Source organism: Rhizobium aouanii, assembly GCF_037002925.1.
GTDB lineage: Bacteria > Pseudomonadota > Alphaproteobacteria > Rhizobiales > Rhizobiaceae > Rhizobium > Rhizobium aouanii.
In genome coordinates this window covers 635,623-656,157 of the sequence record NZ_JBAMYD010000001.1, presented here as the reverse complement: position 1 = coordinate 656,157, position 20,535 = coordinate 635,623, and the positions used below count along the sequence as shown (strand labels likewise).

Here is a 20,535-nt window from a genome sequence, read left to right as displayed (position 1 = left end):
CAGGGCCCCTTGTTTACCCGATCAAAATTCGCGTTGCGTGTCGGCAAATGGCGGGAACTTGTCAAGGAGCGCGGCGACGATCTTGCCAAAACCGATGCCCAGAGACGATTTCACCATCAACACGTCGCCTGGCGCGACCGAGTTCAATACATAATCCGTCAATTCGTCCGTGTTCTCGCGATATTCGATATGGACGCTTTCCGGCAACGATTCCTTGAGCGCAGCCATCTCGGCTCCTGCGAGCCAGACATGCTCGATGCCGGCGGCAAGCAGCGGCACGGCAAGGTCGGTATGGACCTTTTGCGCATAATCGCCCATCTCAAGCATGTCGCCGAGCACGGCGATACGGCGTCCGCGACCGGTCGGCTCGGACGCCGCCAGCAGCGCGATTGCCGCGCGCATCGAGGCCGGATTGGCGTTGTAGCTCTCGTCGATCAGCGTGAAGCTGCCGCCGCCGATGACAAGCCGGTGGCGCTTGCCTCTGCCCTTTTCCGGCCTCAGCGTCGCAAGCGCTTCGATCGCCTTATGCATATCGGCGTCGACGATCCTGACGACGCCGAGCGCTGCGAGCGCATTCTCGGCAATATGGCGGCCCGGCGCGCCCAGCGCGACCTCCAGCGTCTCGCCGCCGATCGTCAGCCACAGCGTCGAATTCTCGTCGGAGCCGTTGAATTCTGCGAGCCGGAATTCGGCCTTGGCATGCTGGCCGAAGGAATGGATATGCTCGATGCCGAGCGACTGCGCCGTGCGGTCGAGGAAATTGAACTGGTCGTTGTCGCGGTTGAGCACGACATGGCCGCCGGGTTCGAGCCCGTCGAAGATCTCGGCCTTGGCGGCGGCAATTTCCTTGATGCTCTTGAAATTGCCGAGATGCGCCGGCGCGATCGTCGTGATGATGGCGACCTCGGGACGGATCATCGCCACCAGCGGCCGGATCTCTCCGGGGTGGTTCATCCCGACTTCGAAGACGCCGTAATCCGTATCCTCAGGCATACGCGCCAGCGTCAGCGGCACGCCCCAATGATTGTTGAAGGAGGCGACGGAGGCGTGCACCTTGCCGGAGGGCGACAGCACATGCCGCAGCATTTCCTTGGTGGTCGTCTTTCCCACAGATCCCGTCACCGCGATGATCCGGGCCCGCGAGCGCTCGCGCGAGGCAAGACCGAGCCGGCCAAGTGCCGCGAGCACGTCTTCCACGACGATCATCGGCACCGTCAGGCGGCCCATGGCGGGAAGCCTCGCCTCGCTGACGACGAGAAGGGAAGCGCCGTTCGCCATCGCCATCGAGGCGTAGTCGTGACCGTCGACGCGGTCGCCCTTGATCGCGAAGAAAGCTTCGCCTGGAGCAATCGAGCGGCTGTCGATGGAAATGCCGGTGATGCCTTCGGGCGGAGTGCCGAAAGGGCGCCCCGCCATCGCTGCGATCATGTCTTCCGTCGTCCAGAGCCAGCTCAAGATTTCAACTCCTCCAAGGCCTTGCGCACCTCCGCATGATCGGAGAACGGCAGGGTGACGCCGCCGATCGTCTGCCCTTCCTCATGCCCCTTGCCGGCGACGATCAGCGTATCGCCGGATCTCAGCATGCCCACAGCCTCGCGGATCGCCATGGCGCGATCGGCGATTTCCGCGGCGCAGCTTGCTGCCGCCATGATCTCAGCCCGGATCGATGCCGGCTCCTCCGAACGCGGATTATCATCGGTGACGATAACGACGTCGGCCAGTCGGCAGGCGATTTCGCCCATGATCGGTCGTTTGCCGCGGTCACGGTCGCCGCCGCAGCCGAAGACGACGATGACGCGGCCGGTGGTGAAGGGTCTGACCGAGCCCAGCACGTTTTCCAGCGCATCCGGCTTGTGGGCGTAGTCGACATAGGCGAGTGCGCCGTCTTTCGTATGGCCGACGAGTTCGAGACGGCCGGACGCGCCGATGAGTTTCTCGAGCGCGGCCATCGCAACCTTCGCCTCAATGCCGGTCGACATGGCAAGCCCTGCGGCGACCAGCGCGTTGGCCACCTGAAAATCGCCAGCCAACGGAATGTCCACCTCGAAGATCTCGCCGCCGATATGGATCTCGGCCATCTGCTTGTGACGGAAGTGCTCGACGCGCTTCAACGAGAGGTAATCACCCTTTCGCCCGACGGTACGAATATCGTGACCGGCATCGGTCGCGGCCTTGATCGCCTGCGCCGACCACGGATCGTCGGCAAAGATCACCGCCGGCGACCCCTTTGGCAACAGCGTAGCGAAAAGCCGCATCTTGGCGGCCATATAGGCCTCGACGGTCGGATGATAATCCATGTGGTCGCGGCCGAGATTGGTGAAGGCGGCGGCCGCAAGCCTAACCCCGTCGAGCCGGCACTGGTCGAGACCGTGGCTGGAGGCCTCCATGGCGGCATGCGTCACGCCTTCTTCGGCGAGTTCGGCCAGCAGCTGGTGAAGAGACACCGGATCGGGCGTCGTCAGCGAACCATATTCGTTGCGCGTCGGCGAGACGACGCCCGTCGTGCCGATCATCGCGGCCGCGTGGCCGGCATGCGCCCAGATCTGCCGGGTGAAAGAAGCGACGGAGGTTTTGCCGGCCGTGCCGGTGACGGCGACCATGGTGTCGGGCTGCCTGCCGTGGAAACGCGCGGCGGCGATGGAAAGGAAACGGCGCGGCTCCTTGACCACTAGCACGGGGATCGAAGCATCGACGGCTTGGGAGGCGATCGCGACGGCAGCGCCGCGGCCAGCGGCATCCGCGATGAAGCCCGCGCCATCAGCCCTGGTGCCAGCGACCGCGATGAAGATATTGCCCGGCGCCACGTTGCGGCTATCCGAAGACAGGCCTGAAATATCAAGCAGGCCTGCCGGGCCTTCGATCTGTGCTTCAAGTTCCGGAAACTGATCTCCGGCCAGGTCTCGCAATTTCATCGAATGCACTTTTCTCTCTTGAAGCCGGTTCACCCCTCGCGAATCGGCGTCGATATTCATTCACACTCAATAAGACACCAGCAAGGCCGATCCGCCCTCCCCGAATTTCGGCTCGATACCGAGTATGGGGGCCGCGCGGCTGATGATGTCGCGGGCGATCGGACCGGCGGTACCTGCGGAGAGCGTTCCGCCATATTGCTTTTCGCCCGTTTTTGGCTCGTCGCAGAAAGTGATCACGGCATATCTGGGATTGTCGATCGGGAAGGCGGCGATAAAGGAGTTGAAATTCAGCGTCGAGGAGTAACGCCCATTCACCACCTTGTCCGCCGTACCGGTCTTGCTGCCGACGGCAAAACCCGGCACGCGGGCGACCCGCCCCGACCCTTTGTAACCGTTGAAATCGAGGAGATAGCGCACTTCGTCGCTAGTCGACTTCTTAAGGACTTGCTTGGCGATCTGATCAGCCTGTTCGCGTGTGCGCGGTAGGAATGTCGGCTCGATCAGCTTGCCGCCGTTGACGAGAGCGGCAGCCGCCACCCCTGTCTGCAGCGCCGTCGTCGAGACGCCATGGCCGAAGGAAATCGTGATCGAATTGATCTTCTTCCAGACGCGCGGCTGGCTCGGCATCTTCACTTCGGGCAGTTCGGTCTGCATCTTCGTCAAGAGGCCTAACTTGGTGAGATAGTCCTTCTGAGCGTCGATGCCGACGATATCGATGACGCGCGCTGTACCGATATTCGAAGAATACTGGAAAATCTCGGGAACGGTGAGCCAGCGGCGCTGCCCGTGAAAATCGTGGATGGTGAAGCCGCCGATATAGATCGATTTGCTGGCATCGAAACTGTCGGTCATCTTCACTTTGCCGCTATCGAGCGCCATGGCCAACGAAAAGGTCTTGAAGGTAGAACCCATTTCGAAGGTGCCGTTGGTCATCCGGTTGAGCCAACCCTCCTTGGCGCCTTCCTGCGGATCGTTCGGATCGAAATCCGGCGCCGATGCCATGCCCAGCACTTCTCCCGTATGCACATCGATGACCGCGGCACCGGCGCCTTTGGCCTGGAAGTTGTTGACGGCATTGACGACCGCGTCCCGAACGATGTTCTGCACGCGCAGGTCGATCGACAGGCGCACCGGCTCGAGCGGCTGGTCGCTGGTCATGCCGACGGAGGCGAGGTCGGCAAGGCCTTGATCGTCGATAAATTTCTCCATGCCGGCGACACCGCGGTTGTCGATGTTGACGTAACCAAGGATATGCGCGGCGGTCGCCCCGCCCGGATAGAAGCGGCGCTTCTCCGGCCGGAAACCGATGCCGGGAATGCCGAGCGCCAGGATCTGACTCTGCTGCTTCGGCGTCAGTTGCCGGCGCAGCCAGGCGAAATGCGAAGTCTTGACCGAGAGCTTCTTATAAGTGTCCCTGACGTCGAGTTCGGGCAGCACTGTTGCAAGCTTCTCGACCGCCTCGTCGGCATCGACGATCTTGTTCGGTTCGGCAAATAACGAGACAGTGCGGATGTCGGTCGCCAGCACCTCGCCGTTGCGGTCGAGAATGTCGGGGCGCGAGGCCATCAGCCGGTCGGGCGGCAGGATGCTGGAGACGACCTCCTGATCCTTCATCGCATATTCGACGAGACGGCCGCCGATGACGGCGTAGACACCCATGAAGCCTAGGATCAGCAGCCCGACGCGGCTTTTTGCCTGCCCTGATTTCTTCTTTCGCGACCCCTCGATCGCCAGGCCGGCGGGGGAAGGACCACCAAACCGGTTATAGACGCCGGCGGAGAAATGCGCCTGGCTCTTCAAAACCATGATGCGGGAAAGAAACGACATTATTCCTCCACCGATCCGGTTTCGATCTGGTCTGCATCCTCTGCCTCGCCGCGCGGCGCGGGCATCGGAACGGGATGCGCCTTGGCGGTGGCTTGCGCGCCCTTGGTGTCTGGCGCGCCTTTGGCGCTGGCCACGGTCGCGCTCTTGGCGCTGACCTTTGCCTCCGTCACGTCAGGCACGGGAACCTCGGATTTCAGCATCGGCAATTCCTTGGCATGCACGAGCGCCGTCGATTCCGTCGGCTGCAGTTTCAATTCGTCACTATAGGCCTTGACCAGCCGCTCCAGCCGGTTCGGCTGCGATTGCAGCGCCCAGTCGGCCTTGAGAAGGTCGATCGTGTCCTTCTCGAGCTTGATCTCTGCTTCGAGGCGATGAACCTCCTCGACCTTCAATTCGGCGCGGTGCTTGATCGTGTAGGTCACGGCGGCGGTGGCCGTCATGACGCCGATGAGCACGAGATCGAACGTTCTCAGCATATCAACCTCCAAGCTTTCCGAGACTGGCAAGATTGGGAAATCCGAAGAGCGACATATCCGCGGCCTCGGCGGCGGCGTCCGTCCTCAGACCGGCGCGCAGCTTGGCGGAGCGGGCGCGCGGATTGCTCTCCGCCTCCGCCTCGCTTGCCGAAACCATCGGCTTGCCGACCGGCGCAAAGGTTGCCGCCCGCTCATGCGCGATCGGCAAATGCCGCGAACCCGACGCCTTGCCGGCGCGGTCGGAGAAGAACTTCTTGACGATGCGGTCTTCGAGCGAATGAAAGGTAACGACGACGAGCCGCCCGCCGGGCTTCAGTACCGTTTCCGCCGCAAACAGCGCCTGCGCCAGCTCGCCGAGCTCGTCGTTGACGAAGATCCGCAAGGCCTGGAAGACGCGCGTTGCCGGATGGATCTTGTCCTTCATCTTCCGCGGCGTAACGAGTTCGATGAGACCGGCAAGATCGCGTGTCGTTTCGAACGGTTTTTCCTCGCGGCGTTTCTCGATCGCATGGGCGATGCGCGGCGCCTGGCTTTCCTCGCCGAGAAAATGGAAGATGCGAATGAGATCGGCAACCTTGGCGCGGTTGACGACATCGGCAGCCGAAACGCCTTCGGCCGACATGCGCATGTCGAGCGGCCCGCTCTTCTGGAAGGAGAAACCACGTTCGGGCTCGTCAATTTGCATGGAGGAGACGCCGATATCGAGCACGACACCGTCGAGCCCACCGTGCGGCGCATGGTCGGCAAGATGCGAAAATTGAGAATGAACGAGCCTGAGACGACCGCCGTGGGCGGCAACCATCGCTTGGCCAGCCGCAATTGCCGTCGGATCGCGATCGAGCGCGATCACCTCGGCACCGGCAGCAAGGATGGCTGAACTGTAACCGCCCGCACCGAACGTACCGTCGAGGATGAGTTTGCCGGGCGCGGGCGCCAATGCCGCAAGGACTTCGTCGAGAAGAACAGGAACGTGACGAACCGGTCCGCCACCGGCATCAGTTGAACCTCCGCCAGGATTCGCCACCATTCCGTTCCCTCGTTCTTTCAGGAACGCTTGCCCGCCAGCTTGCGCTCCCCTCGTGCCTGCGCCTGTGCGGCCACAAAAGCCTGCGGCTGCCAGAGCTGAAAATGATCCGCCCGACCGACGAAGGTCACTTCGTCCGAGATGCCGGTAAAGCCACGAATGAAATCCGTGACCATCAGCCGCCCCTCGGCGTCGAGCTTCATGAAGACCCCGCCTCCATGAATGAGAAGCGACATCTCGTTCGCATCCGGCGAAAACGGATCCTCCGCAGCAATCTGCCGTTCGAATCTTTCGAGAAGATCCGGACCGCCGATGCTGATCGCCGGAAACACAAAGTCCTGGAAGCCGTAGAGCTCCTGGACATTGCGCTGCGCCAGCACGGATCGGAAAGCCGAAGGCACGGAAACCCTGCCCTTGGCGTCGATCCTGTTGGTCGCATTCGAAAGGAAGCGGCTCATGACACGAAACATCCGTTCCCGCAGGGATCCGGACGACCATGAGACGCCCGAAACTCCCGATATCAGGCACAACTTCGCAAGCCGGATGAGCAAAAACCCCTCCGACGCTTCCGGAGAGGAAGACGCCTTTGCTTTGCGATAAATGGGCAGATAATTGCCCTGGTGCAGTGCGCATTTGGGATAGCATGGGACCATATGGGCGTCAATGGGATAGGCCTACTTTGCAATAGACGCATGATCAAAAATTTATAAGCCGTTAAGTTTAACAAAGGGTTAGCGGCGTCATCTTACAAATGACACGCATTGGTGTCCCTAAAGGAAAAATCCATCCGATGGATGCATAAACATCTGCTTGAAAACAGCCGGTTTCAGCGACTTACGCTGAAAATCCGGCTGCCGCGCCCTCAAGATGATAATCGCCAGTTGGCCTGTAAGCCGGGTTCTGTATGGCTCCGGCGCGAACCGGAACGTGGCAGCCATTCCTCTGGGACAGCGTTCGCACGCTGCCTCACGCAACCCACCCGGATGACTGGCCTGGAAACCAGCCGGAAGACCTTTCGGCCTACCGCGTCATCCCTATTCGGTCTTGCTCCCGGTGGGGTTTACCGTGCCATTTCCGTTGCCGGAGATGCGGTGGGCTCTTACCCCACCCTTTCACCCTTACCTGTCATGACAGGCGGTTTGCTTTCTGTGGCACTTTCCCTGAGGTCGCCCTCGCCGGACGTTATCCGGCACCGTGTTTCCGTGGAGCCCGGACTTTCCTCACCCTACCGCCTTTCGGCATTGGTAAAGCGCGGCTGCCCAGCCAACTGGCAGGGCTCCCATAAACGAGAGAGATCGCAATTGCTATCGAAATCAAAATTTACCTACCGAAATTGCGGTGTGAAATCCGTCGAGTAGCCCTGTTCGCCGATTCTTCCTGACAAAAGCAGCTCGGCTCCAAGCCGGCCGATTTCGTCCGAGCTCTTGGCCGACGTCCCGGCGCAGCCCGTCAACACCGCGATCTCGGGCGATGAGCTATAGCCGATCATCGGATAGCCGCTTTCCGTATGCGACACGACGCAGGCGGCCGTCGAAATCGAAAGCGGCACCATATCGGGCACAAGACCTTCAACGATGCGTTTGAGATGCGCGCGCACCGTATCGCGCCCCCCGGTCTTGAACCAGGCGCGCATTTCCGTGTCGTCGCGGAGCGCCAGATCGTCAGGATCGCCGCCGATCTTCAGGTAGAATTTACCGTCAGGATACCGGATGGGCGGCAGCAGGTAGATATCGATGCCGGGCGCCCGGAGAATGAGCGACGGCATCGCGGCCAGGCGCGCCGCGTCGGCATCGCTTACCTCGAAAAGCGTCACGGTCCGGGCATAAACAGTCATAGCAACGGGCTGCGGTAACAGATTCTCCGCAATGGAAAATCCGCCAGCTGCCAGCAGCACCTTTTCAGCACGATGGCTCAGGCCATCTGATGTCTCGACGACAGCCGACCCACCTTCGCTGCGGATCGAAACGACATGATCGCGGATGATCGTGGCGCCTGCCTTTTCCGCCAGCAACGATTGGGCTTTCACAAGCTTACGCGGACTGATGTGGCCGGCCCCCCTCGCCTCGAAGACGCCCGCGCCCCCATCGGGAAAGGCGAAGAAGGGAAAGGCAGCCTTCAGCCCCTGCTCGTCGAGCAGGCTGGTCTCGACGCCGAGTGAAACGGCGGCCTGTCGGGTTTTCTCGAGATAATCGCCCCCGGTCGGCGCGACGACGACGCAGCCGACCTCGCGATAGAAATCGATCCCGCTGTCGCGGGCGATCTCGCCATAGCGGTCGATCGAGCGGTTGGCGAGCAGTGCCCAATTGCGGTCGGGATCGATGGTGCGGGTGATGCGCCCCTCGTCATAATGGCTGGCGAAGACGCCCTGATGCGCCTTGCGGTCATCAGGCTCATCAGGGCCGATGACGGCGACGCCGTCCGTCTGGCGTGCCAGATATTTTGCGGCCGCGGCACCCATCATGCCGCGGCCGATAACGATGAACCTGAAATCGACCGCCATATCGCACCTCGCTAAATTCCAGCGATACCATAGCAATCATCTTGAATCATCCAGCTCTTTGTCAGGGATATGCGCTTCAGCGCTCAGAGCATTGCCAGAACCTTGCCGCAATAGGACTTGGACACCGGGTTCATGCGCGTGGCGCCATGGCCGGCATTGTATTTGAGGATGGTGTTGCAGGTCTCGCCACCACCGAGATCATGGGCGGCAGCCAGATATTTCATGCCGTACTTGATGTTGGTTTCCGGATCGAACAGGCCCTTGGCGCTGCCGGAATAGCCCATCATGCGGGCAGTTGCAGGCTTTATCTGCATCAGGCCGATTTCACCGTGGCTGCCGCGCGCATTCGGATTGAAATTGCTTTCAATGCGGATGACCGCGGTCGCAAGCGCAACCGGTACATCATATTGGTTCGCATATTTGCTGATCAGTACGGAATAGGAATTGCCGGAAACATTGGCGACGGGGTAACCGCTCTGGCGCTCGACCGACTTCAGCGGGCGTTCCGCCGTCTTGAGCGGACGCTTCGCCGGCTTGACCGAACGCTCCGCTTTCTTCAACGGACGCTCTGTCTTCTTCGAAGGACGCTCGACTTTCTTCACCGGCGCATCGGCTCGCACACCCCAATCATTCGCAAAGGCAAAGCTATTTCCCGCCAGCACCATGCCAACGCATGTTGCAGCAACAACAATCAGTTTTCTCATGTAGTCTTGAACACTCCGACCCAAAGAATTTCCGGACGGCGCGCCTCGCTGTCACAATGAATACCAGATCAAGGACCGATCTGGATTCCCGGTAATTCTTATCGTTTCACATAACGCCCTTGGTTTAACTCGAAAACAAGCCCGAGCCCCGCTTGGCGGACGTTCTTAGACCATCGCAATGAGGAGATAATAGGGAAATGATGTGGCAGGCCGAATTTCGCGCTGCAGTGCGAAATTCGGCGTTTCAGTAATTGTCGAGGAATCAGGAATAACGCGGCAAAGCCGACAGCAGCCGGTGCAGCGTGTCGATCGTCGAGAAATCGGCGATGCCATCTATCCGTTCGGGCCGAAAATGCCGCTGGAAAGCTTCGACGTCACCCGCCGTTTTTTCCGAGAATTCGCCTGTGATTTCAGTGCCGTAACCATAAAGAGACAGCATCGACTGCAGCGCTTCCACAGGTTGGCCGGTATCGCCGCGTTGGAAGAAGCGCCCGCCGGTGATCGTTGCCGGCTCGACCCAGTGCCCGATGCCTGCTTGGTGGAGCGCGGCCCAGGGGAATTTCTCGCCCGGATCGACCTTGCGGATCGGAGCGACATCGGAATGCCCGAGGACCCGTTCCGGCGCGATCGACCAACGTTTGACACAGTCGCGACACAATTTGATCACCGCGGCGATCTGCTCTTTCGGATAATCAGGAAGCCCGCCGGGATGGCCTGCATTGGCGACCTCGATGCCGATCGACAGTGAATTGATGTCGGTCTCGCCGTGCCAGCTGCTTTTCCCCGCGTGCCAGGCACGCCGTGTCTCCGGCACGAGCTGTACCACCTCGCCGTTCTCATGCACGAAATAATGGCTGGAGACCTGGCTTTCGGCGCGACAGAGCCAGTCGAGCGCGCCATCTGCCGTCGGCATGCCGGTATAGTGCAGCAGGATCATGTCGGGACGGCGCCCGTCCGCCCGTTCGCCATGGTTCGGCGAAGGCTGCACGCGGGCGCTTCTGCAGTCGGCCTCGAAAGAGGTCATGCGGCGCGGCGTTCCTTCTCGATCGCCTCATAGGCCGCGTTCAGCGCCGCCATGCGCTCATTGGCGATCACATGGAATTCCTTCGGCACGCCGCGCGAGATCAGCCGGTCGGGATGATGTTCGCTGACGAGGCCGTGGTAACGGCGGCGGATGGTCGGGAAATCATCCGAAGGCGACACACCGAGCACCTTGTAGGGATCGCCGCCGGACGAGACGTGGCGGGCGGCGATCTGCTCGAAGCGGGTTTCGCTCATCTGGAAGATCTCGCCGATATGGCCCAGGAAATTCAGTTCCTTCTCGTGGATCAGCCCGTCGGCCTTGGCGATGTGGAAGAGGCCGTCGAGCACGTCTTCCAGCACCGGGCAATTGGCCGCACAGGTAACGCAGAGCGTGGAGAGCCGTTCGGCATAAGCTTCGTAGCCGGCGACGTCCTGCCGCGCGAGATTGTAGAGCCTGGCGACATTCTTCGCCTGATCCTGCGGAAACTCGAAGATTTCGCGAAAAGCTTCGACCTCCTTCTCGCTGACGATGCCGTCGGCCTTGGCCATCTTGGCCGACAGCGCGATGATCGCCACCGAGAAAGCCACCTTACGCCGGGTCTCGGGATCGCCTTCAAAAACCGTGCGGATAGCCTCGACCACCGCAGACAGCGCATTGCCTGCGGTATTGCCAATGGCATTCAACAGTTTTTCCCAGAAGGACATCGAAAATCTCACACACTTGTCAACTTATAGAGAAACAGCTTGACCAAAGAATCGCAGCCTTTGCAAGGCGACTATTCGTCGTAGGGCCGAACACAGTTTTCACGATTTGGTAATTGTCGCACCGCAGCAAACGATTCATCACGCCCGCTTTCATCTCGCGTGAGGGCATGGCCGGCGGTCGCCGGCATTGCCGGGCATGTGGATTCCGGAGCTCGCGGCGGAAATTTCCACGGGCAGTTCCCGACACGCAGACCGGGTTGAAACGATTATATCAGCACTTCGCGTCGCCTTTACGATGCAACACGGCAGAAAGGCGCATTTTTCGTAAATTCTTTACTTTACAGGGCCCTTTCCCTGCCGCATCCATGCGCTAGCTAAGCTGCCGCACCGAAACACCGTAGGAGGGATCATGGCCAAACAGAAAGTCGCAATGCTGACCGCCGGAGGCCTGGCGCCCTGTCTTTCGTCCGCCGTCGGCGGCCTCATCGAACGCTATAGCGACGTCGCGCCCGAACTCGAAATCGTCGCTTACAAGTCGGGTTACCAGGGTGTGCTCCTTGGCGACAGCATCGAGATCAGCCGCGCGATGCGCGAAAAGGCGCCGCTGCTGCACCGCTACGGTGGCTCGCCGATTGGCAACAGCCGCGTCAAGCTCACCAATGCCGCCGACTGCGTCAAGCGCGGCCTCGTCAAGGAAGGCGAGAACCCGCTGCGGGTCGCCGCCGAACGCCTCGCCAATGACGGCATCACCATTCTCCACACGATCGGCGGCGACGACACCAACACCACGGCCGCCGACCTTGCCGCCTACCTCGCCGCCAACGGCTACGATCTCACCGTCGTCGGCCTGCCGAAGACTGTCGACAATGACGTCGTGCCGATCCGCCAGTCGCTCGGCGCCTGGACGGCCGCCGAAGTCGGCGCTCATTTCTTCGACAATGTCGGCAACGAACAGACCGCCGCCCCCCGCACCCTCGTCATCCATGAAGTCATGGGCCGCCATTGCGGTTGGCTGACGGCGGCCACCGCCCGCGCCTATCTGCAGCGCACCAGCCGCAACCAGTATGTCGACGGCCTGATGATGGACGCGCACCTGAAGAGTATCGACGCCGTCTACCTGCCTGAGATGGCCTTCGACCTCGACGCCGAGGCCGCCCGGCTGAAGGAAAGCATGGACCGCAACGGCCACGCCACGGTCTTCGTCTCGGAAGGCGCCTGCCTCGACGCCATCGTCGCCGAGCGCGAAGCCGCCGGCGAGACCGTCAAGCGCGATGCTTTCGGCCATGTGAAAATCGACACGATCAATGTCGGCGCCTGGTTCCAGAAACAGTTCGCCAATCTGCTCGACGCCGAGCGTTCCCTGGTGCAGAAATCAGGTTATTTCGCCCGCTCGGCGCCCGCCAACGGCGATGACCTCAGGCTGATCCAGAGCATGGTCGATCTCGCCGTCGAAAGCGCGCTCAATAAGGTCTCCGGCGTCACCGGCCATGATGAAGGCCAGAACGGTAAATTGCGCACTATAGAATTCCCGCGCATCAAGGGCGGCAAGGCTTTTGACCTTTCGACGGCATGGTTTGCCGAAGTCATGGACAATATAGGCCAGAAATACAAAGAAGCGTGATTGACGGATGGTTAATATGATGTCTTTGCTTGTTCCTGAGGAATAGGAGGAGACACCATGTCACTTGAAGCTTGGCTCGCTTTTGCGGCCGCATCCGCCATCATGCTGGCCATACCGGGGCCGACGATACTGCTCGTCGTTTCCTATGCGCTCGGTCATGGGCGCCGGACGGCGTTCGCGACGGTGGGCGGCGTGGCGCTTGGTGACTTCACGGCGATGACGGCCTCTCTCTTCGGTCTCGGTGCCGTCCTGGCCGCCTCCGCGACCCTCTTCACCGTCTTGAAGTGGATCGGCGGCGCCTATCTGATCTGGCTGGGAATCAAGCTCTGGCGGGCTCCCATCATCGGCGAACCGGTTGCCGACAACGACAATCTGCCGGAGGAGAAGTCGCTCAAGATCTTCCTCCACGCCTATCTCGTCACCGCCCTCAATCCGAAGAGCATCATCTTCTTCGTCGCCTTCGTGCCGCAGTTCCTCAATCCGGCCCTGCCCTTCGTCGGGCAGATGGCGATCATGGAAGCGACCTTCCTCGTGCTGGCGATCCTCAACGCTTCCGCCTACGCCTTTCTCGCCCATAGCGCGCGCGGACTGATTCGCAAGGCGAGCATCCAGCGCGCCGTAAACCGAACCGGAGGCACTCTGCTGATCGCTGCAGGCGCCGTAACGGCCGGGTATCGCCGTATTGCAGCGTAGAAATATTCCGAAATATTCCGTGGTTGCCGGAATGCCACGAATAGGTTAATGGGGTCACCAGGGCTTAAGGCTTTTGGTAACTTTTATACGCTGCCGGGGCGGCGCGATTTCACGAAAGTGGCGGAATGGTAGCGATCGGATTATCCGGCCTGAAACGTAGTCTTATCGTTTCCACGATACTCTGCGGTGTGATGACGGGATGCGCCAGCGTCGAATACACCTCCCAGGCCGAACTGACAGCTGCCCAGACCGTCGTGCCAATGCCGAAACCCGGCGAAGATGCAACACTCGCCGCGATCCCGACAGCCGAAGGCGCAGCCGGTCAGGCGGTTGCCGGCGCCACCATTCCCCAGGCATCATCCCCCTCCCTGACCGCAACGGCGATGCCGACCGTGACAGCCTCTCAGCCTGCCGATCTCACCATGCAGGCGGGCATACAGCCGGCAGCCTACGCGCAGATTCCGTTGACGCCCGAGATGACGGCGATCCAGTCCGTCGTGCCGACGCCGCGTCCGGGAACGCCGGCACAGCCGACGACGCAGCTTGCCTTTGCCGCGACACCGCAAAACAGCGCGCTTGCAGCACTTGCCGCAGTCGACACCACGCCGCGCGCCGGCATGGATTACGGTTTCGACGAATCCGGGCCGATCGATCCGCCGACCGCCCCCCCGATGTTCAGCGACGACGACAAAGACGATGCACCTACGGTCGAGAAGAGCTTTGTCACCAAGCTCATCCAGAAATATTCGAAGGTCTACGAAATTCCCGAGACGCTGCTCCATCGCGTCGTCCACCGCGAGAGCCGCTATAATGCGAAGGCCTACAACAAGCGCGGCTATTTCGGCCTCATGCAGATCAAGTACAACACCGCCAAGTCCATGGGCTATGACGGTGCCCCGGGCGGCCTCTTCGATGCCGAAACCAACATAAAATATGCCGCGAAATATCTGCGCGGCGCTTGGCTCGTCTCCGACAGCAAGGAAGACGATGCCGTTCGCCTCTACGCCCGCGGCTATTATTACGACGCCAAGCGCAAGGGCATGACCGACATCGCCCACGGTAACTACTGAAACCCGGCAATTGCTGAAACAACCGCGCCGCGCGTCTTTTCAGGCGCGCAAAGGACGCTGTAGCATTTGAATATGCAGCAGAGATTGAACAAACCCGGGCCTTATGGCTGCGGCTGGGCTTGCCGTTGCGATCCGGCCTGCTGCTCCGGCGCTCCCGATTGCGGCAAGGCCGCCAGGATCGCCTTGAGTAGCGTCCGCGGCTGGTAGCCGAACCAGCTCGGCGTCAGTCCGAGCCGAACCACGACCAGATTGGCGGACGGCACGATCGCCATGCTCTGCCCGTCATGCCCCGTCAGCCAGAACGTATCCTCCGGCAGCCCAAACGCGGCGCTCGAGCCGCCGCCGGGAGCGAGCCAGGCCTGGCCCTGCGTGTACCGGCCGTTCGAAGCAGCCGTCGGCGTGCGCATGGCGCCGACGAAACCCTCCGGCAGTAGCCGCCGACCGTTCCACACGCCGTCCTGCAGCAGAAACTGCCCGAAGCGCGCCCAATCACGCGCCGTCGCATAGAGATAGGAGCTCCCGGCGAACGTGCCGCGCGCATCGAGCTCGAATACGGCGCTCGTCATGCCCAGCGGCGCAAACAGCGCGTCATGCGGATAAGCAAAGGCCGCCTGAGCGTTGCCGACCCTGTCCATCCAGATGCGCGACAAAAGCACCGCCGTGCCACTCGAATAGCGGAATCGCTTGCCGGGGGCCGCCTCCACCGGCGCATGGGCCGGCAGCGATACCATGTCGGGATCGAGATAGAGCATGCGCGTTACGTCGGCGACATCGCCATAATTCTCGTTGAAGGCAAGGCCGCTTTCCATGCCAAGCAGGTCGGAAACCTTTATTTTGGCGCGTGCATCGTCCTTCCACTGCGCCAGCAGATGATCGTCGTCGAAGGAGACCTTGCCGTCGAGCATCAGGCGGCCGAGGATCGCCGCATTGACCGTCTTCGTCATCGACCAGCCGATCAGCGGCGTCTTCGCCGAGAATCCGGGGGCATAGGCTTCCGCGACGATGCGACCATCCCGCACCACCACGACCGCCCGCATGGCCGGGCCGGCAAGCCCGGCATCGGCCAGCACAGCGGCAATCTTCCCGTCGGAATCGCCGACGCCCTCGCCCTGCGGCCATAATGCATCGTTCGTCTCCATCTTGGCCGGCGGATCGAAGGGCACGGCATTCGCCGCCGCTTCGAAATCGCCGTCCGGCACACTCGTGCAGCCGAGCCCGCCGCGATAGAGCGCATAACTCGATGCGAACAACCCCATGAAGCGAGCCGTCACGCGGCCGTTGTCACGGTCGACGCTGACGCGCACAAGCCGGAGCAGCGGGTTTCCCGGCGCCTGCACATCGTCCTCCAGCACGTCCTCGGCGTTGCGGCCGGCGATGAAGACATTGGAACAGACAATCTTGGCGGCATAGCCGTCGCCGACGCGCAAAAGTTCCGGCGGCCTGACGAACAACCAGGCAGCGCCGGCAACGACGATGAGAACAAGAAGGAGAGTAAGCGCCTTCAGGACACGCGGGACAAATCGCATGGCATTCCTCCGAATGCCCGGAGAGAAGCAGGAATTCCGTCTGCCGGAAAGGGGGCGGCGCGAAGAAGATCCGTCGCCTCGATCACTTTCAGAGGAGTTTGATGTTTTCGAACGGCGCGCGCCCACAGCCCACGTCATCAAACTGTAGCAGTGGCGCGCTACACGCCCTGAACGCTAAAAAGGTGACAGACTCATGTCAGAATTTGCACCGGATGCCGGCTTCCGCAAGAACCGGAAACTCAAAGACGCCCTTCTTCGCCACAAGGCTTTTTCGAAGGATGGCTTTTCCGAGCGTCTCTTCGGGCTTCTCTTCTCCGGCCTCGTCTATCCGCAGATCTGGGAGGATCCGGATCTCGACATGCAGGCGATGGAGCTGAAACCGAACCATCGCATCGTCACCATCGGCTCCGGCGGCTGCAACATGCTCGCCTATCTCTCCAAGGCGCCGGCCTCGATCGACGTCGTCGATCTCAACCCGCACCACATCGCGCTGAACCGACTGAAGCTTGCCGCCTTCAAGCACCTTCCCGGCCATGCCGATCTCGTCCGCTTCCTGGCAATGCCGAACGAGAAGTCGAACAGCCGCGCCTACGACCAGCATCTCGCCGCCCGCCTCGATGAGGCGACCCGCAGCTACTGGAACGGCCGTAAGTTCGGCCGTCGCCGCGTCACAGTCTTCGACCGCAACATTTACGAAACGGGCCTGCTCGGCCGCTTCATCGGCGCCGCCCACCTTCTTGCCCGCCTGCATGGCGTCAAGCTGCGCGAGATGACCAAGACCCGCTCGATCCGCGAGCAGCGCCAGTTCTTCGACGAGCAGATTGCGCCGCTCTTCGAAAAGCCGGTCGTGCGCTGGATCACCGGCCGCAAAAGCTCGCTCTTCGGCCTCGGCATTCCGCCGCAGCAATATGACGAACTCGCAAGCCTTGCTGCGGATCATTCGATCGCGCCGGTGCTGAAGCACCGCCTGGAAAAGCTCGCCTGTCATTTCCCGATGAGCGACAACTATTTCGCCTGGCAGGCCTTCGGCCGTCGCTACGGCACCGAGGCGGAAGGCCCGCTGCCGACCTATCTGAAGTCGGAACACTATCAGGTGATCCGCGCCAATGTCGACCGCGTCAACGTTCACCACGCAAGCTTCACCGAGCTTCTGGCCCGCGAGCCGGCCGCCTCGCGCGACCGATATATCCTGCTCGACGCGCAGGACTGGATGACGGACGAGCAGCTGAACGACGTCTGGAGGGAGATTACCCGCACGGCGCGCGAAGGCGCCCGCGTGATCTTCCGCACCGCCGCCGAAAAGAGCATCATCGAAGGCCGACTGGCTCCGGTAATCCGCGACCAGTGGGATTACTTCGAGGAGAAGTCGCGTGAGCTGACTGCGCTCGATCGCTCGGCGATCTACGGCGGCTTCCACATTTATGGGAAGAAGGCGTGACCAAGGTCGATACCGATATGGCAGCAAAGGACGATGAACATGCCAGCCTGATGGATGGCATGTATCGCTATCAACGCCATATCTACGACCTCACCCGCAAATATTATCTTCTCGGCCGCGACAGCACCATCCGTAATCTCGACGTTCCCGAGGGCGGCACCCTGCTTGAAGTCGGCTGCGGCACCGGGCGCAACATGGCCTTCGCCCACCGGCATTTCCCGACCGCCAAGCTGTTCGGCCTCGACATTTCCCAGGAAATGCTGATTTCAGCGCGCAAGACCTTCGCCAACAAGGCGACAATCCCGGAATTCCGCGTCGCCGACGCCACGGCGTTCACGCCGCGCGAATTCGGCGTCAGCGGCTTCGACCGCATCCTGATTTCCTACGCCCTGTCGATGATCCCGGACTGGCAGCGCGCCGTCGATGCATCGATCGCCGCCCTCAGTCCCGGCGGCCAGCTGCACATCGTCGATTTCGGCCAGCAGGAAGGCCTGCCGGGCTGGTTCCGGCGCATGCTGCAGTCTTGGCTTGCGAAATTCCACGTCACGCCGCGTCACGATCTGCGCGAGGTCCTGGAAGCGCAAGCCCATGAAAACAACGCGACATTGTTGTTTAATACCGTCGGCGGCGGTTATGCCTGGCGGGCAGCCATTATCAGCAAGCGCTCATAATTCGCTTGAAACTAACCGATTTTTTACGTTGATATGGTGAAAAAAGGGTTATCCTCTGCCGACTCGTCTTTTTCGAAGGTCAGGCTGTGGGGCAAAGAGATCATTCGAGCTACGACGGGACGCCCATGCGCCGGCTATTGTTTTGCGTTTTGCCCTTGGCCGTCCTTTTGGCCGGCTGCAGCTCCTCGGGTTATGACTATCTCGAAACGGCGTCGATCAAGCCGAAGACGCGCTTCAAGGACACCGATCCCCAGGATTTCGGAGCAAAGCATCCGCAGCAGAATCCGGTGCACGGCATCGATATTTCCAAATGGCAGGGCGATATCGACTGGGGCACGGTGAAGAATTCCGGCGTCGCCTTCGCCTTCATCAAAGCCACCGAAGGCAAGGACAGGCTCGATCCGCGCTTCGACGAATACTGGCGAGAGGCTGGCGCCGCCGGCATCCCGCACGCTCCCTATCATTTCTACTATTTCTGCTCCTCCGCCGATCAGCAGGCCGACTGGTTCATCCGCAACGTGCCGAAGGCGGCCATGCGCCTGCCGCCGGTGCTTGACGTCGAATGGAACGGCGAATCGAAGACCTGCCGCTACCGTCCCGACGCTGAAACGGTGCGCGCCGAAATGCAGCGTTTCATGGACCGGCTGGAGGCCTATTACGGCAAGCGGCCGATCATCTATACCTCGGTCGATTTCCACCGCGAAAATCTCGTCGGCTACTTCCAGGATTATCATTTCTGGGTCCGTTCGGTGGCAAAACACCCCGAGGAGACCTATTCCGACCGCCGTTGGGCCTTCTGGCAATATACCTCGACCGGCGTTATTCCCGGCATCCGTGGGCCGACCGACATCAATGTCTTTGGCGGCAGCGCAAAGAACTGGAACAATTGGGTCGCCGCCGTTTCCAAGGATAGAAATTCTTAGTAACGTCTTGCGATGTTTCTTGCTTCCGTCACATTCGTCTGTGAAAGCGACGGAAATCTGTTTGATATAAGGACCGCATCCATGCACCGCTCGCTCGCAAGCCGCTCTGCACTCGCCCTTCTGTTTGCCTTCGCCCTCGCAGGCGGCGCGTCCGCCCAGCAGGCGCCGGGCGCAGCCCCGGCAGCGCCCTGCGGCGGCGATCTATCCACCTTCCTCGAAGGCGTCAAGAAAGATGCGGTCGCAGCCGGCGCCAGTGCGGCAGCCGCCGACGAGGCCTTCGCCGGCGCCGAGATCGATCCCAAGGTCCTGAGTCGCGATCGCGCGCAGGGCGTCTTCAAGCAGACCTTCCTCGAATTCTCCCAGCGCACCGTCAGCCAGGCCCGCCTCGACATCGGCCGCCAGAAGATGAAGCAATATGCCGATGTCTTTGCCCGCGCCGAGCAGGAATTCGGCGTGCCCCCAGGCGTCATCACCGCCTTCTGGGCGATGGAAACCGATTTCGGCGCCGTCCAGGGCGATTTCAACACCCGCAACGCTCTGGTGACGCTGTCGCATGACTGCCGCCGCCCGGAACTCTTCCGCCCGCAGCTGATCGCCCTTATCGAGATGGTCCAGCATGGCGACCTCGACCCCGCCACCAATACCGGCGCCTGGGCCGGCGAGATCGGCCAGGTGCAGATGCTGCCGCGCGACATCATTGCCTACGGCATGGATGGCGACGGCGACGGCCATGTCCGCCTGAAACAGAGCAGCCCGGACGCCATCCTGACGGCGGCGAAATTCATCCAGCATCTCGGCTTCGAGCGCGGCCAGCCCTGGCTGCAGGAAGTGACCGTGCCCGATAACCTGCCCTTTGAGAAATCTGGTCTTGGCGGCACGATGAAGGCCGCCGAATGGTTCGCACTCGGCGTCAAGCCGCGCGACGGCAATACAGCTTTCGGCGATCTCGAAGGCGACCTTGTGCTGCCGCAGGGCCGCATGGGACCGGCCTTCATCGCCTATCCCAATTTCAAGATCTATCTCGAATGGAACAAGTCGTTCATCTACACGACCTCGGCCGCCTATTTCGGAACACGCCTTTCGGGCGCCGAACCCTATCTCAAGGGCGCGCCGGAACAGGGGCTCGCCAGCGATCAGATGAAGGCGCTGCAAACCAAGCTGCAGTCGCTCGGCCATGATGTCGGAGAAATCGACGGCATTCTCGGTTCCGGCACACGCGTCGCGATCCAGAAGGAGCAGCAACGCCTCGGCATGCCGGCCGACGGCTGGGCGACGCCGGCCCTTCTCAACGCCCTCTGATCCCCGCGGACGCCCAACCGCCGCCCGCTTCGCAAGAAACGGGTGGCGCGGTCCGCCGCCTGCGCTAAAGCATGAAATCGAAAACCGGCTTTCGGCAAAACGGCTTGCGGTGGAGGAATCTGC

The 20,535-nt window shown here is 61.4% G+C and carries 18 protein-coding genes and 1 other RNA gene; 7 read left to right on the top strand and 12 right to left on the bottom strand.

Features of this window, described 5'->3' with window-relative positions; genetic code table 11:
• Nucleotides 1-21: 21 nt before the first annotated feature.
• The 11 genes from V8P77_RS03185 to V8P77_RS03135 all read right to left on the bottom strand — a co-directional run bounded on the left by V8P77_RS03185 (nucleotide 22) and on the right by V8P77_RS03135 (nucleotide 11,171).
• The gene (locus V8P77_RS03185) at nucleotides 22-1,455 is read right to left on the bottom strand and encodes a UDP-N-acetylmuramoylalanyl-D-glutamyl-2,6-diaminopimelate--D-alanyl-D-alanine ligase (protein WP_335910647.1); all 1,434 of its coding nucleotides are present in this window, start codon (nucleotides 1,453-1,455) and stop codon (nucleotides 22-24) included.
• Nucleotides 1,452-2,972, bottom strand: a complete 1,521-nt coding sequence (locus tag V8P77_RS03180; protein WP_335910646.1) for a UDP-N-acetylmuramoyl-L-alanyl-D-glutamate--2,6-diaminopimelate ligase — start codon at nucleotides 2,970-2,972, stop codon at nucleotides 1,452-1,454. Before V8P77_RS03180 ends, V8P77_RS03185 begins: the two co-directional genes overlap by 4 nt.
• A 6-nt stretch (nucleotides 2,973-2,978) precedes the next feature.
• Nucleotides 2,979-4,739 carry a peptidoglycan D,D-transpeptidase FtsI family protein gene (locus V8P77_RS03175; RefSeq protein WP_335910645.1) on the bottom strand — a complete coding sequence of 587 codons (1,761 nt, stop codon included), beginning with the start codon at nucleotides 4,737-4,739 and terminating at the stop codon, nucleotides 2,979-2,981.
• A complete protein-coding gene (gene ftsL / locus V8P77_RS03170; RefSeq protein WP_335910644.1) occupies nucleotides 4,739-5,215 on the bottom strand; it encodes a cell division protein FtsL in 477 nt (158 codons plus the stop codon). Before ftsL ends, V8P77_RS03175 begins: the two co-directional genes overlap by 1 nt.
• Before the next feature lies 1 nt (nucleotide 5,216).
• Entirely contained in the window at nucleotides 5,217-6,242 is a 1,026-nt protein-coding gene (rsmH, locus tag V8P77_RS03165) for a 16S rRNA (cytosine(1402)-N(4))-methyltransferase RsmH (protein WP_335910643.1), read from the bottom strand.
• 17 nt (nucleotides 6,243-6,259) lie between these two features.
• Entirely contained in the window at nucleotides 6,260-6,697 is a 438-nt protein-coding gene (gene mraZ, locus V8P77_RS03160) for a division/cell wall cluster transcriptional repressor MraZ (protein WP_335910642.1), read from the bottom strand.
• A gap of 415 nt (nucleotides 6,698-7,112) precedes the next feature.
• An RNA gene (gene rnpB / locus V8P77_RS03155) (RNase P RNA component class A) lies at nucleotides 7,113-7,510 on the bottom strand.
• Nucleotides 7,511-7,563: 53 nt separating this feature from the next.
• A complete protein-coding gene (locus V8P77_RS03150; protein WP_335910641.1) occupies nucleotides 7,564-8,739 on the bottom strand; it encodes an NAD(P)/FAD-dependent oxidoreductase in 1,176 nt (391 codons plus the stop codon).
• Between the two features lie 83 nt (nucleotides 8,740-8,822).
• On the bottom strand, nucleotides 8,823-9,443 hold the full coding sequence (locus V8P77_RS03145; RefSeq protein WP_335910640.1) for a lytic transglycosylase domain-containing protein: 621 nt from the start codon (nucleotides 9,441-9,443) through the stop codon (nucleotides 8,823-8,825).
• A gap of 262 nt (nucleotides 9,444-9,705) precedes the next feature.
• Nucleotides 9,706-10,467 carry an N-acetylmuramoyl-L-alanine amidase gene (locus V8P77_RS03140; RefSeq protein ID WP_335910639.1) on the bottom strand — a complete coding sequence of 254 codons (762 nt, stop codon included), beginning with the start codon at nucleotides 10,465-10,467 and terminating at the stop codon, nucleotides 9,706-9,708.
• Nucleotides 10,464-11,171 (bottom strand): J domain-containing protein, encoded by a 708-nt coding sequence (locus tag V8P77_RS03135; RefSeq protein WP_003541438.1) that lies wholly within the window; start codon nucleotides 11,169-11,171, stop codon nucleotides 10,464-10,466. Before V8P77_RS03135 ends, V8P77_RS03140 begins: the two co-directional genes overlap by 4 nt.
• Nucleotides 11,172-11,580: 409 nt before the next feature.
• Between V8P77_RS03135 and V8P77_RS03130 the strand changes: the two genes are divergently transcribed.
• The 3 genes from V8P77_RS03130 to V8P77_RS03120 all read left to right on the top strand — a co-directional run bounded on the left by V8P77_RS03130 (nucleotide 11,581) and on the right by V8P77_RS03120 (nucleotide 14,555).
• On the top strand, nucleotides 11,581-12,792 hold the full coding sequence (locus tag V8P77_RS03130; RefSeq protein ID WP_020050848.1) for a pyrophosphate--fructose-6-phosphate 1-phosphotransferase: 1,212 nt from the start codon (nucleotides 11,581-11,583) through the stop codon (nucleotides 12,790-12,792).
• A gap of 57 nt (nucleotides 12,793-12,849) precedes the next feature.
• The gene (locus tag V8P77_RS03125; protein ID WP_335910638.1) at nucleotides 12,850-13,485 is read left to right on the top strand and encodes a LysE family translocator; all 636 of its coding nucleotides are present in this window, start codon (nucleotides 12,850-12,852) and stop codon (nucleotides 13,483-13,485) included.
• Between the two features lie 125 nt (nucleotides 13,486-13,610).
• Complete coding sequence (locus V8P77_RS03120) at nucleotides 13,611-14,555, top strand: transglycosylase SLT domain-containing protein (protein ID WP_335910637.1); 945 nt, start codon at nucleotides 13,611-13,613, stop codon at nucleotides 14,553-14,555.
• 101 nt (nucleotides 14,556-14,656) lie between these two features.
• On the opposite strand, the gene V8P77_RS03115 is transcribed toward V8P77_RS03120, so the two are convergent.
• Nucleotides 14,657-16,081: a serine hydrolase domain-containing protein gene (locus tag V8P77_RS03115; protein ID WP_335910636.1), complete on the bottom strand. Its 1,425-nt coding sequence runs from the start codon at nucleotides 16,079-16,081 to the stop codon at nucleotides 14,657-14,659.
• Nucleotides 16,082-16,274: 193 nt separating this feature from the next.
• Here V8P77_RS03115 and V8P77_RS03110 point away from each other — a divergent pair, with 193 nt between their 5' ends.
• The 4 genes from V8P77_RS03110 to V8P77_RS03095 all read left to right on the top strand — a co-directional run bounded on the left by V8P77_RS03110 (nucleotide 16,275) and on the right by V8P77_RS03095 (nucleotide 20,412).
• A complete protein-coding gene (locus tag V8P77_RS03110) occupies nucleotides 16,275-17,519 on the top strand; it encodes a BtaA family protein (protein WP_335910635.1) in 1,245 nt (414 codons plus the stop codon).
• Entirely contained in the window at nucleotides 17,516-18,190 is a 675-nt protein-coding gene (locus tag V8P77_RS03105; RefSeq protein ID WP_335910634.1) for a class I SAM-dependent methyltransferase, read from the top strand. Before V8P77_RS03110 ends, V8P77_RS03105 begins: the two co-directional genes overlap by 4 nt.
• A 125-nt stretch (nucleotides 18,191-18,315) precedes the next feature.
• The gene (locus V8P77_RS03100; RefSeq protein ID WP_335910633.1) at nucleotides 18,316-19,113 is read left to right on the top strand and encodes a glycoside hydrolase family 25 protein; all 798 of its coding nucleotides are present in this window, start codon (nucleotides 18,316-18,318) and stop codon (nucleotides 19,111-19,113) included.
• Nucleotides 19,114-19,194: 81 nt separating this feature from the next.
• The gene (locus V8P77_RS03095; protein ID WP_335910632.1) at nucleotides 19,195-20,412 is read left to right on the top strand and encodes a lytic murein transglycosylase; all 1,218 of its coding nucleotides are present in this window, start codon (nucleotides 19,195-19,197) and stop codon (nucleotides 20,410-20,412) included.
• Nucleotides 20,413-20,535 lie beyond the last annotated feature (123 nt).

What these genes read in the sequence shown, in the direction of transcription:
- V8P77_RS03180 (WP_335910646.1), bottom strand. Translation starts at nt 2,972, where the DNA reads ATGAATATCGACGCCGATTCGCGAGGGGTGAACCGGCTTCAAGAGAGA.
- V8P77_RS03175 (WP_335910645.1), bottom strand. Translation starts at nt 4,739, where the DNA reads ATGTCGTTTCTTTCCCGCATCATGGTTTTGAAGAGCCAGGCGCATTTC.
- ftsL (WP_335910644.1), bottom strand. Translation starts at nt 5,215, where the DNA reads ATGCTGAGAACGTTCGATCTCGTGCTCATCGGCGTCATGACGGCCACC.
- rsmH (WP_335910643.1), bottom strand. Translation starts at nt 6,242, where the DNA reads ATGGTGGCGAATCCTGGCGGAGGTTCAACTGATGCCGGTGGCGGACCG.
- mraZ (WP_335910642.1), bottom strand. Translation starts at nt 6,697, where the DNA reads ATGAGCCGCTTCCTTTCGAATGCGACCAACAGGATCGACGCCAAGGGC.
- V8P77_RS03150 (WP_335910641.1), bottom strand. Translation starts at nt 8,739, where the DNA reads ATGGCGGTCGATTTCAGGTTCATCGTTATCGGCCGCGGCATGATGGGT.
- V8P77_RS03145 (WP_335910640.1), bottom strand. Translation starts at nt 9,443, where the DNA reads ATGAGAAAACTGATTGTTGTTGCTGCAACATGCGTTGGCATGGTGCTG.
- V8P77_RS03140 (WP_335910639.1), bottom strand. Translation starts at nt 10,467, where the DNA reads ATGACCTCTTTCGAGGCCGACTGCAGAAGCGCCCGCGTGCAGCCTTCG.
- V8P77_RS03135 (WP_003541438.1), bottom strand. Translation starts at nt 11,171, where the DNA reads ATGTCCTTCTGGGAAAAACTGTTGAATGCCATTGGCAATACCGCAGGC.
- V8P77_RS03130 (WP_020050848.1), top strand. Translation starts at nt 11,581, where the DNA reads ATGGCCAAACAGAAAGTCGCAATGCTGACCGCCGGAGGCCTGGCGCCC.
- V8P77_RS03125 (WP_335910638.1), top strand. Translation starts at nt 12,850, where the DNA reads ATGTCACTTGAAGCTTGGCTCGCTTTTGCGGCCGCATCCGCCATCATG.
- V8P77_RS03120 (WP_335910637.1), top strand. Translation starts at nt 13,611, where the DNA reads ATGGTAGCGATCGGATTATCCGGCCTGAAACGTAGTCTTATCGTTTCC.
- V8P77_RS03115 (WP_335910636.1), bottom strand. Translation starts at nt 16,081, where the DNA reads ATGCGATTTGTCCCGCGTGTCCTGAAGGCGCTTACTCTCCTTCTTGTT.
- V8P77_RS03110 (WP_335910635.1), top strand. Translation starts at nt 16,275, where the DNA reads ATGTCAGAATTTGCACCGGATGCCGGCTTCCGCAAGAACCGGAAACTC.
- V8P77_RS03100 (WP_335910633.1), top strand. Translation starts at nt 18,316, where the DNA reads ATGCGCCGGCTATTGTTTTGCGTTTTGCCCTTGGCCGTCCTTTTGGCC.
- V8P77_RS03095 (WP_335910632.1), top strand. Translation starts at nt 19,195, where the DNA reads ATGCACCGCTCGCTCGCAAGCCGCTCTGCACTCGCCCTTCTGTTTGCC.